The 10,149-nt window shown below is 70.4% G+C and carries 8 protein-coding genes; 7 read left to right on the top strand and 1 reads right to left on the bottom strand.

Translation table 11 applies throughout. The features are described from left to right. The first annotated feature begins 203 nt into the window (after window positions 1-203). Genes D457_RS0126660 through D457_RS0126645 form a run of 4 tightly spaced genes read left to right on the top strand, consistent with a single transcriptional unit; the run spans window position 204 to window position 5,877 of the window. Entirely contained in the window at window positions 204-1,778 is a 1,575-nt protein-coding gene (locus D457_RS0126660; protein ID WP_026117065.1) for a GMC family oxidoreductase, read from the top strand. Further along, window positions 1,775-2,941 (top strand): quaternary amine ABC transporter ATP-binding protein, encoded by a 1,167-nt coding sequence (locus D457_RS0126655; RefSeq protein WP_017583733.1) that lies wholly within the window; start codon window positions 1,775-1,777, stop codon window positions 2,939-2,941. The genes D457_RS0126660 and D457_RS0126655 overlap by 4 nt, the downstream gene beginning before the upstream one ends. Before the next feature lies 1 nt (window position 2,942). Beyond that, window positions 2,943-4,910, top strand: a complete 1,968-nt coding sequence (locus D457_RS0126650) for an ABC transporter permease (protein ID WP_039831947.1) — start codon at window positions 2,943-2,945, stop codon at window positions 4,908-4,910. Continuing rightward, window positions 4,903-5,877, top strand: coding sequence for a glycine betaine ABC transporter substrate-binding protein (locus D457_RS0126645; RefSeq protein ID WP_039831946.1), 975 nt, complete (start codon window positions 4,903-4,905; stop codon window positions 5,875-5,877). Before D457_RS0126650 ends, D457_RS0126645 begins: the two co-directional genes overlap by 8 nt. 96 nt (window positions 5,878-5,973) lie before the next feature. Here D457_RS0126645 and D457_RS33515 read toward each other — a convergent pair whose 3' ends face one another. Further along, on the bottom strand, window positions 5,974-7,578 hold the full coding sequence (locus tag D457_RS33515; protein WP_152514382.1) for a hypothetical protein: 1,605 nt from the start codon (window positions 7,576-7,578) through the stop codon (window positions 5,974-5,976). A 134-nt stretch (window positions 7,579-7,712) separates the two neighbouring features. On the opposite strand from D457_RS33515, the gene D457_RS0126635 reads away from it, so the two are divergent. From D457_RS0126635 to D457_RS37315, 3 genes are all read left to right on the top strand, one after another. Then, on the top strand, window positions 7,713-8,027 hold the full coding sequence (locus D457_RS0126635; RefSeq protein WP_017583729.1) for a hypothetical protein: 315 nt from the start codon (window positions 7,713-7,715) through the stop codon (window positions 8,025-8,027). Between the two features lie 134 nt (window positions 8,028-8,161). Then, complete coding sequence (locus D457_RS33510; protein ID WP_239646242.1) at window positions 8,162-9,499, top strand: hypothetical protein; 1,338 nt, start codon at window positions 8,162-8,164, stop codon at window positions 9,497-9,499. After that, complete coding sequence (locus D457_RS37315; protein ID WP_239646241.1) at window positions 9,415-10,110, top strand: endonuclease/exonuclease/phosphatase family protein; 696 nt, start codon at window positions 9,415-9,417, stop codon at window positions 10,108-10,110. Before D457_RS33510 ends, D457_RS37315 begins: the two co-directional genes overlap by 85 nt. Window positions 10,111-10,149 lie beyond the last annotated feature (39 nt).

Genomic DNA, 10,149 nt, shown 5'->3' with positions numbered 1-10,149 from the left:
GGGGCCCCCCGCCGGTGCGGGTCCGTCCTACGCACCGGCGGGTGCCCTCCTCACAGCTTCGCGTCGCACGAAGCAGCACCGCGCGGCGCATCGATCAGCACCGCGTGTCGAACGACCCCGTGCGACAGCCGAGAAACCAAAAAACACACGGGTCGGTCTCCCCCCGCCATCCCCCGAGCAAGAGAAACGAGAGGATTCGGGCCGTGTCCATGAACGAAACCACTTACGACTACGTCATCGTCGGCGGAGGCACCGCGGGATCGGTGATCGCCAACCGGCTCACCGAGGACCCCGGCACCACCGTCTGCGTCATCGAGGGCGGACCCGACGACCGGGACCACGAGAACGTGCTCCGGCTCCGCGACTGGTTGAGCGTCCTCGACAGCGACCTCGACTACGGGTACACCACCACCGAGCAGCCCAACGGCAACTCGCACATCCTGCACTCGCGCGCCCGGGTGCTGGGCGGCTGTTCCTCGCACAACACCCTCATCAGCTTCCGGCCGTTCGCCGAGGACCTGGACGAGTGGGTCGCCGCGGGCGCCGAGGGCTGGGACAACGCCACCGTGCAGTCCTACGCCGACCGCATCAAGTGCAACATCATCCCCATCGCCGAGAAGGACCGGAACGCGATGGTCAAGGACTGGGTGTCCTCGGCCTCCGAAGCCGCCGGCGTCCCGGTCGTCGAGGACTTCAACGCCCTGACCTCGCACGGCGGCGGGTTCGCCGACGGCACGGGCTTCCTGTCCATCGCCTACGACCCCTACACCGGCTACCGCTCCTCCGCCTCGGTGGCCTACCTGCACCCCATCATGGACGTGCGCAAGAACCTCACCGTGCTGCTGGAGACCTGGGTCGGCCAGGTCCTCTTCGACGGGGACCGCGCCACCGGCGTCAGCGCCACGACCTCCGGCGGTGAACAGATCACGGTCAACGCCCGCCAGGAGGTCATCCTGGCCGCGGGCGCCGTCGACAGCCCCCGCCTGCTGATGCTGTCCGGCGTCGGCAACGCCGAGGAGCTGGCCGCGGTCGGCATCGAGGCCCGCCACGACCTGCCGGGCGTGGGCGAGAACCTCCAGGACCACCCCGAGTCGATCATCATGTGGGAGACCAACGAGCGGGTCCCCGAGGAGACCGTGATGGACTCCGACGCGGCCCTGTTCGTGCGGCGCGACAAGAGCGACCCCCGCCCGGACCTGATGTTCCACATCTACCAGATCCCCTTCGACGACAACACGAAGCGGCTGGGCTACGACTCGCCCGAGGACGGTTACGCGGTCTGCATGACCCCGAACATCCCCCGGTCCCGCGGTCGCGGCAAGCTCTCCCTGACCAGCAGCGACCCCGAGGTGCAGCCCGCCCTGGACTTCCGTTACTTCACCGACCCCGAGGGGTACGACGAGAAGACCATCGTGGACGGGCTGAAGATCGCCCGTGAGGTCGCCGCGACCGAGCCTTTCAAGTCGTGGCTCAAGCGCGAGGTCGCCCCCGGTCCGAAGGTCCAGACGGACGAGGAGCTGTCCGAGTACGGCCGCCGCGCCGCGCACACCGTCTACCACCCGGCCGGTACCTGCAAGATGGGCGCCGCCGACGACGGCACCGCCGTGGTCGACCCCCGCCTGAAGGTGCGCGGTCTGCGCGGCCTGCGGATCGCCGACGCCTCGGTGTTCCCGACCCTGCCCACGCCCAACCCGATGGTCATGGTCCTCGCCCTGGGCGAGCGCGCCGCGGACCTGATCCGCCAGGACCGCGCGGCGGAGAAGAAGGAGACCCGATGAGTACCCAGGCCACCGAGACGGCCCCGGCCGCGGGCCCGTCCGACGTGACCTTCTCCGTCCGCAACCTGTGGAAGATCTTCGGCAAGAACGCCGACAGCGTCATCGGCACCGACCTGGAGCGGGCCGACCGGGACGTCATCAAGGAGCAGACCGGCTGCACCGTCGCGGTGCGCGACGTCTCCTTCGACGTCCGCCCCGGTGAGATCTTCGTGGTCATGGGCCTGTCCGGGTCCGGCAAGTCCACGCTGATCCGGTGCCTGACCCGGCTGATCGAACCGACCTCCGGTTCGGTGCTGCTCGACGGCGAGGACATCGAGGAGGCCAGCGACCAGCGGCTGCGCGAGCTGCGCAGGCACAAGATGGCCATGGTCTTCCAGCACTTCGGGCTGCTGCCCAACCGCAAGATCATCGACAACGTCGCCTACGGCCTGGAGGTGCGCGGGATGCCGCGCGCTGAACGCTACGCGCGGGCCCGCGAGATGATCGACATGGTCGGCCTGACCGGCTATGAGAACGCCCGCCCCGGCGAACTCTCCGGCGGTATGCAGCAGCGCGTGGGCCTGGCCCGCGCGCTGGCGGTGGACCCGCAGGTCCTGCTGTTCGACGAACCGTTCAGCGCCCTGGACCCGCTGATCCGCCGGGACATGCAGAACGAGGTCGTCCGGCTCCAGCGCGAGCTGAACAAGACCTCGGTGTTCATCACCCACGACCTCCAGGAAGCGCTCAAGCTGGGCGATCGCATCGCCATCATGCGCGACGGCGAGCTCGTCCAGGTCGGCACCCCGGAGGAGGTCGTGGGCCGACCGGCCAACGCCTACGTCGCCGACTTCACCTCCGATGTCGCCCGCACCACCGTGCTCACCGCGCGGTGGCTGGTCCGCGACGCCTTCCCCGACGAGCGCACGGACGGCCCGACCACCGAGCCGGGCACCGTCCTGGCCCATATCCTGCCGATGCTCGCCGCGAGCACCGCCCCGGTCCGGGTCGTGGAGGGCGACACCCTTCTCGGCTACGTGGGCCGCGACGACGTGCTGCGCGCCATCGCGGAGGACCAGCTGGAGGGGGCCGAACAGGTCGCCGCGATCGAGGAGGAGACGGTGGAGGAGATCTCCGACGAGGCCACCGACCACGCTGGCCCCGCGCCGACCGGGAACGGTGGGTGACATGGCCGCGATGACCGAACCCGTCAGGGCCACCGGCTCCGGCGCGGGAGGCCCGGGGAACCGGGGCGGCTCCGGCGGCCTGCTGCGCAACACCTGGCTGCAGGCGCTGATCGCGGTCGTGGTGCTGGTCGCGGGCTACTGGGTGACCAGGGCGCTGGGCAACCCGGCCTGGGCCGGAAGCTTCCCGACCGGCGTCGGCGACAGCTTCATGGCCTGGCTGGACGGGGTCTACGCGTGGGTCGTCGCCAACCGCAACGACAGCCCGCTGTTCCTCTACTTCTTCAACTACATCTCGGTGGGTCTGGGATCGGCCGTCGTGCTGATCAACTACTTCCTGGACTTCCTCACCTGGGCCGGGGTGACCGTGCTCGGCGTGTTCGCCGCCTGGCGGATCGCCGGGTGGCGGGTGGCGCTGCTGGTGCTGGCCACCTTCGGCGTGTTCGCGCTGACCGGGCTGTGGAACGAGTCGATGACGACGCTGTCGCTCATCATCACCGCGGTCTTCATGGCGCTGCTGTTCGGCATCCCGCTCGGCATCCTGGCCGGGCGCAGCGACCGGTTCTACCGGGGCCTGCGCCCGGTGCTGGACTTCATGCAGATCATGCCCGCCTTCGCCTACCTGCTGCCGTTCGTGCTGCTGTTCGGCATCGGCAACCCGGCGTCGGCCGTGGTGACCGCGGTCTACGCGCTCCCGCCGGTCGTGCGGATCACCGCGCTGGGCATCCGCGAGGTGAACAAGGGCGCGGTCGAGGCCACCACCTCGCTCGGCTCGACCCCCTGGCAGATCCTCACCAAGGTGCAGCTGCCGCTGGCCAAGCGCACCATCCTGCTGGGCGTCAACCAGACGATCATGCTCGCGGTCTCCATGGTCGTCATCGCGTCGGTGATCGGCGCGGGCGGTCTGGGTGACGCCATCTACCAGGCGTTGGCCAAGATCAACGTGGGCCAGGCCTTCCAGGCCGGTCTGGCGATCGTCATGCTGGCGATCGCGATGGACCGGGTCACGGGCGCGGTCGGCCACGGCGCGCACACCCCGAAGATCCCCGAGCACCAGCGAATGCCGCTGCTGGGCGGCGGGCTCGCGCTGGTCATCCTGGTCACCGCCGTCGGCCGCCTGCTCGACCTGGGCGGCTGGCCGCGCGACCTGTCCATCCGGATCGACACCCCGATCAACGCGGTCAACGACGCCGTCCAGGCGGCCATCGGCCCCGCGGCCGCGGCCTTCGGCGGGTGGACGCAGACCACCGTCCTGGGCCCGCTAAACAACCTGCTCACCGGTTCGCCCTGGTGGCTGGTGGTGCTGGTCGCCGCGGCGCTCGGCTGGATCTTCTCCGGCTGGCGCATCGGCCTGGTCTCCGGCGGCTCCTTCGTCGCGATCGGCCTGCTGGGCGTGTGGTCCAACGCCATGGACACGCTGTCCCAGGTGCTGGTGGCCACCGTGGTCACCATCGCGCTGGGCGTGGTGGTCGGCGTGCTGATGTCGCGCAGCGACGTCTTCGCCGCGATCCTGCGGCCCGTCCTGGACTTCATGCAGACCCTGCCGCCGTTCGTGTACCTGATCCCGGCGGTCGCGCTGCTGGGCCTGGGGCCCGTACCGGCTCTGGCCGCGGCGGTGATCTTCGCGTTGCCCCCGGTGATCAGGCTGGTCAACGACGGTATCCGCGGGGTTCCGGCGGGCACCATCGAGGCCGCCACGTCCCAGGGGTCCACCAAGTGGCAACTGCTCACCAAGGTGGAACTTCCGATGGCCGTGGGATCGCTGCGACTGGCGATCAACCAGGGCATCATCCTCGTGCTGTCCATGGTGGTCATGGGCGCGCTGGTCGGCGCGGGCGCACTCGGCAACGACGTGGTGCTCGGCCTGGCCCAGAACGAGCTGGGCCTGGGTATCGCCTCCGGCCTGGCGATCGTCTTCCTCGGCCTGTTCCTGGACCGTGTGACGCAGGGAAGGAGGGCACCCCGTGCCTAGTTTTCTGAGAAGGGGCACCCTGCTTCGGCTGCTCTCCGTGGGCCTGGCCCTGGTGATGGTGAGCTCCTGCGCGGTGCGCACCGACCAGATCACCCGCGACCCCAACTCCGTGCGGATCGCGGTCAACAACTGGGTGGGCTACGAAGCCAGCGCCGAGGTACTGGCGTACATCCTCCGCGAGGAGATGGACTACGAGGTCCAGCTGGTCCGGGTGGACGAACAGCCCTCGTGGCAGGCCCTGGACCAGGGCGTCATGGACGTGATCCTGGAGAACTGGGGCCACGACGACCTGTTCGAGCTGTACGGGCCCGAGGGCAACGGCACCGCCGTGGACGGCGGCCCGAACGGCAACGAGGGCGTGATCGGCTGGTACGTCCCCGCCTACCTGGCGGAGGAGTACCCGGAGATCACCACCGTGGAAGGGCTGAAGGAGAACACCGATCTCTTCCAGACCGCCCAGACCGGTGACAGCGGCGAGTTCCTCGCGGGCGCGCCCGGCTTCGTCAGCCAGGACCAGGGGATGATCAACGCCTTCGACCTGGACCTGCAGATGGTCTACGCGGGTTCGGAGGCGGCGCAGATCACCGAGGTCCGCCGCAGGGCCGCCAACGAGGAGCCGGTGCTCTTCTACTTCTACGACCCGCAGTGGTTCCAGGAGGAGATCGACCTGGTCAAGGTCGAGTTCCCCGAGTACTACGACGGCTGTGACGCCGACCCGGAGTTCGTGGACTGCGACTACCCGGTCTACGACCTGAACAAGATCTTCCGGGCCGGGTTCGTGGAGCACGACGACCACGCCTACCGGTTCCTCGACAACTGGACGTGGACCAACTCCGACCAGAACGCCGTCGCGCGGATGATCGCCGACCAGGATCTTTCGCCCCCGGAGGCGGCGGAGATCTGGGTGAACGAGAACCGCGACATCTGGGAGGAGTGGCTCCCGGAGGGCTACGAGGATCGCCGCTGACCCGGCGGTCCGGTTGATCCGCTGAGGGCGCGCGGCGAGGTGAGGGGCGGGAGCCGAGGAGGCCCCGCCCCTCACCGCGACCCGGTGCTCCGCCGGTCAGTTCGGCGGGCCTACCTGGAGTTCCGGTGTCGAGAGGGGCACGGTCAGTGGCGCCGCCCAGTCGAACACGACCGGGCAGTCGGGCTGTGGCTCACCGTCGAGGAACCGGTTCACCTCCTCGTAGTAGGCGGGCGTGGTCGGCAGATAGGCGTGTGGTGTTCGCATCGGACAGGTGTTGCGGTCCACGGCCATGCGCCACCCCGAGGGCTTCAGCGGCAGGTCGCTGGACGAGGTCACACTGAGCGCCCGCGTCTCCTCGGGCAGCGGCAGGGAGAAGATCTCGGCCGGTGTGTCCGTGGTCCCCAGGAGTTCGTAGGCGGCGGGGGCGTCGGCGTCGAAGGTGAAGTCCACTTCCCCGGCCAGGGGGACGAGCAGGTGCAGCAGGTCCGAGGCCGGGCGGCCCGGGCCCGGCTCGCCCCGCGGACGGTACCCGCCCGTGCTCTCCGGGAAGGGGCCGACCAGGACCAGGGCGTCGACCTCGGGCGCCTGGCCGGTGGCCACGGCCTTCCACGCGATCCAGGCGCCGTGCGAGTGCCCCGCCACGACCAGCGGTCGCGGCAGGTCCCGCACCTGCTCGGCGAACACCTCCACCTGCTCGCTGACGGGGCGCTGGGTGTGCGCGCTCTGGTAGGGGGCTCCGGTCCGCATCGGACAACGCGCCTGACGCTGGGGCTGGCCGTCTCCGGGCCCCGCGTAGGAGAAGTAGAAGGTCTGGTCGCAGTCGTAACCGAGCATGTCGGTGCGTGAGCTGAACATGTCCCCGACCCCGGATCGCGAGTCGATACCCGACATCAGCATGATCGAGCCCTCGCGCGGTGGGGCCGGCCGGGGCATGTCGGTGCCGCGTGTGGTGATCCACCCGGCGGCGATCAGTGCCAAGACGGCAGCGGTCGCGGTCAGACGCACCAGGGGTCGTGCGGGCGCCGGGCGGGACAGCGCGGTCAGGGCCAAGGCGGTCAGCGCCGCCGACAGCGGCACCAGGGCGATGGTGAGGGCCGGGAACAGGTGGGCGAGGACGCCGACACCCGCCACCGCCGCGGCGTAGGGCAGGGTCACCTCCAGCCGCAGGCCACCGCGCCAGGTGCGGGCGAACGCCGTGCGCAGCCGCGCTCCGCCCTCGTACGCGGCCACGCTCCAGGGCACGGGGGCGAGCAGCAGGAAGAGGAGCACCACCACCACGAGGCCCGCCCAGAACAGCCGGGAGTACATCAGCGTGTTGGAGATGTAGACGACCTGGGCGGCGAGCAGCAGCGGAACGACGAGCGCCACGTAGAACACGGCGGCCAGCGTGATCCGGTCCCGGGTGAGCCCGCCCATCAGCAGGGCCAGGACGAGGGTCCGGGCGACGAGCGCCGCCGCGCCCAGCAGTACGAAGGAAACGGGACCGGAGGTCGCTGTCAGGAGCACTCTGAGGTCGGCGTGGAGATCGAGTGGAGGCAGCGCCACCAGGTGCACCAAGCCGGGCCAGACCGGCAGCACACCCGTCGCCGCGAGCAGCACGACCGCACCGGAGACCGCGCCCAGCACGAGCCACCGCTGCCCCGTGCCCCGAGCCGCCACGGGGGCGGCGCGCCGGATGCTCCTATGGATGTCAGTCCGCACCACCGGCACCTCCCTCAGGAACAGCCGCTGCACTTTCCGGGGCCCGTGCTCCGCGTACTACCCGTCCAAGGCTTTCGGATATCGCCCTGTGGGAAACGTCGGTGGATCGGAAGCCTCGTAGTTGACTTGGGTCCATGCCCACTGAGGTGTCGGCTTTCCTTGAACCCGATACCGTCGCCCGCGCCCGACGCGCGGCGGATCGCCACGGCATCCCGCTCAATGAGTGGTTGGCCAGAGCCATCCGACAGGCGGCAGACCTGAGCGAAGCCAGAGCAGCCTTGGAGGAGCACTTCGCCGGACACGGAGAACCCACGGCCGAGGCTGAGGCCGAGGCCGAACGGATGATCACGGAAGCGGGCGTCGGGCGCCCGGTCTCGCCGGTGAGGACTCAAAAGAACCAGGAGGCGCTCGCTCACCTCGACCGACTCGATGGAGCAGGCGGCGAGTGAGGTTGTGCGATCCGTGAGGTCCGGTGCTGGACGCGGTAGCCCTGCGTGAGGCTGAAAGTACGCACCACCCTTGTTCCTGGGGCTGAAAAAGGTGAGAATCCTTCATATCTCTGACCCCCACAGAGCGGAGCGCCATGCATCAGGGACGTCTGGTCACGATGCTCGGAACGGTCCTCCTACTGGACGTGCTCCGGGTGTTCCTGCCCTCGCTGATCACCCTGTTCGGGCAGGCGGGCTCGACCAGCCCCGAACTCATGGGGGCCTACGCCCTCGCCTGGTTCCTGGTGCCCTTCGTGTTCGTCGGGCTGTCCCGTCGGGTGGCGCCCCTGGCGCTCGCCCTGGGCGCTGGTGCGCTGCTCGCGGTCGGGCGGGTGGGGCTCCAGTTCACCCAGGGCGGTGACCCCCAGATGTACCTGTCCTCCGCGCTGGTGGGCGTGGGTGCCGTGTGGCTGGTGTGCACTGCCGTGGCCACGGCAGCGGACGGGCGCCTGACCGCGCACGGGGTGATGGTCGGGGTGGTCGCCGGGACGGCGGCCTCGGCCGCGATCCACGCGGCGCTCGGCACGGTGGACCTGGTCTGGCGCGAGGGTGTCCTGGCCTGGAGTGCGGCGCTCGTGGTTCCGGTGGCGTTCCTGTTACTGGCGGCCCGGACCTGGCGGACGGCCCCCGGGGACGCGGCCCCGACCCGGGCCCGGGCCTGGCTGGCGTTGGGGCCGCTGCTCTTCCTGGCCGGGCTCTACACCGCCAATCCCGCCGTCGCCGAGACCGTCGGCGGAACCTCTTACGCGGCGGCCGCGCTCAGCGTGGTGGCGGTGCTGTCCGTCGCCCTGGCCGTGTCTCCCCGGCGCTTCACCCCGAACCCCCTGCTGCCGCTGGCCGTGCTGCTCGCCGCCTTCACCACGCTGTGGCTGGCGCCCCAACTGCCGCACGACGTCCCCGGGACCCTGCCCGCGTGGACACTCGCGGCGCTGCTGCTGGGCCAGCTCGCCCTGGCCTCCTGCGCCGGGTGGGCGACCGTGGGCACCCCTGAGTCGGACGCCCCGGACGCCCCGGTCTCCCCGATCCGGACCGGACTGCTCGCCTCAGCGGGGCTGCTGCTGTTCGTGGTGCTGGTGTTCGCCTTCTACGCCGCCTACGACCTGCACATGCCCAACGAGTACGTGCCGTTCGCCGCGCTGGCCCTGCTCACCACCGCGGTCCTTCCCCGAACCCGGGGTGCGGCCGCGGGCCCGAACCAGCGGTGGACACACCAGGTCATCGCCGTGGCAGCCGCCGTCACCCTGGTCGCCACGGTCACCGCCCCGCTGCTGCGCACCGGGGGCCCGCCCCTGGACCCGACTCCGCACCCGGCTCCGACGGGCTCCGGGTGGCCGCCTACAACGTGCGCATGGGGTTCGGGATGGACGGCCGCCTCTCGGTCTCCGAACAGGCCGAGGTCCTGCGCGAACTCGACGCCGACGTCATCGCCCTGAGCGAGGTCGACCGGGGTTGGCTGCTCAACGGCGGCCACGACGGATTGTCACTGCTCGCCGAACACCTGGGCATGAACGCCTACTGGGGACCCGCCGACGGCCCGTTCTGGGGAGACGCCCTGCTCACCAACCTGCCGGTCACCGCGGTCCGCGGTCATCCGCTGCCCGACAGCGGTCCGACCGGAGCCCAGGCGCTGGTGGTCACCATGGAGTGGGCGGAGGCCGAGGTCACCGTGATCTCGACCCACCTCCAGCCCGAGGGCTACGACCTGGGGAACCCGAGCGCGAGGGGACAACTGGACGAACTCCTGCTCCTGGCCGCCCAGGCCCGCGAGCGCACGTCGGCCCCGGTGGTGGTCGCCGGTGACCTCAACTTCGAACCGGACGAGCTTCCCCTGGCGGAGCGGGGCCTCCTTGACGCCTTCGCCGAGGTGCGCCCGTTCCCCACGATGGTCTCAGGCACCCGCTCGGACCAGCAGATCGACCACGTCCTCATCAGCGAGGACCTGGAGCCGAGCGAACCGGCCAACCCGGACGTCCCGCACTCGGACCACCGCCCGATCGCCGTCACCCTCACCCCGGCCGGACAAGGGCACACAGGGGAGGAGTAAACCCCGGGCCGGGGGCAGGACTACCGACCCGGGGCTGAT

Origin of the sequence: Nocardiopsis valliformis DSM 45023 (assembly GCF_000340985.1) — a bacterium.
Classification (GTDB): Bacteria; Actinomycetota; Actinomycetes; order Streptosporangiales; family Streptosporangiaceae; genus Nocardiopsis; species Nocardiopsis exhalans.
Note: the sequence above shows the minus strand (reverse complement) of the source record. Positions and strands in the feature narration are given on the sequence as shown.

What these genes read in the sequence shown, in the direction of transcription:
- D457_RS0126635 (WP_017583729.1), top strand. Translation starts at nt 7,713, where the DNA reads ATGCCCACTGAGGTGTCGGCTTTCCTTGAACCCGATACCGTCGCCCGC.
- D457_RS0126655 (WP_017583733.1), top strand. Translation starts at nt 1,775, where the DNA reads ATGAGTACCCAGGCCACCGAGACGGCCCCGGCCGCGGGCCCGTCCGAC.
- D457_RS0126650 (WP_039831947.1), top strand. Translation starts at nt 2,943, where the DNA reads ATGGCCGCGATGACCGAACCCGTCAGGGCCACCGGCTCCGGCGCGGGA.
- D457_RS37315 (WP_239646241.1), top strand. Translation starts at nt 9,415, where the DNA reads ATGGGGTTCGGGATGGACGGCCGCCTCTCGGTCTCCGAACAGGCCGAG.
- D457_RS33510 (WP_239646242.1), top strand. Translation starts at nt 8,162, where the DNA reads ATGCATCAGGGACGTCTGGTCACGATGCTCGGAACGGTCCTCCTACTG.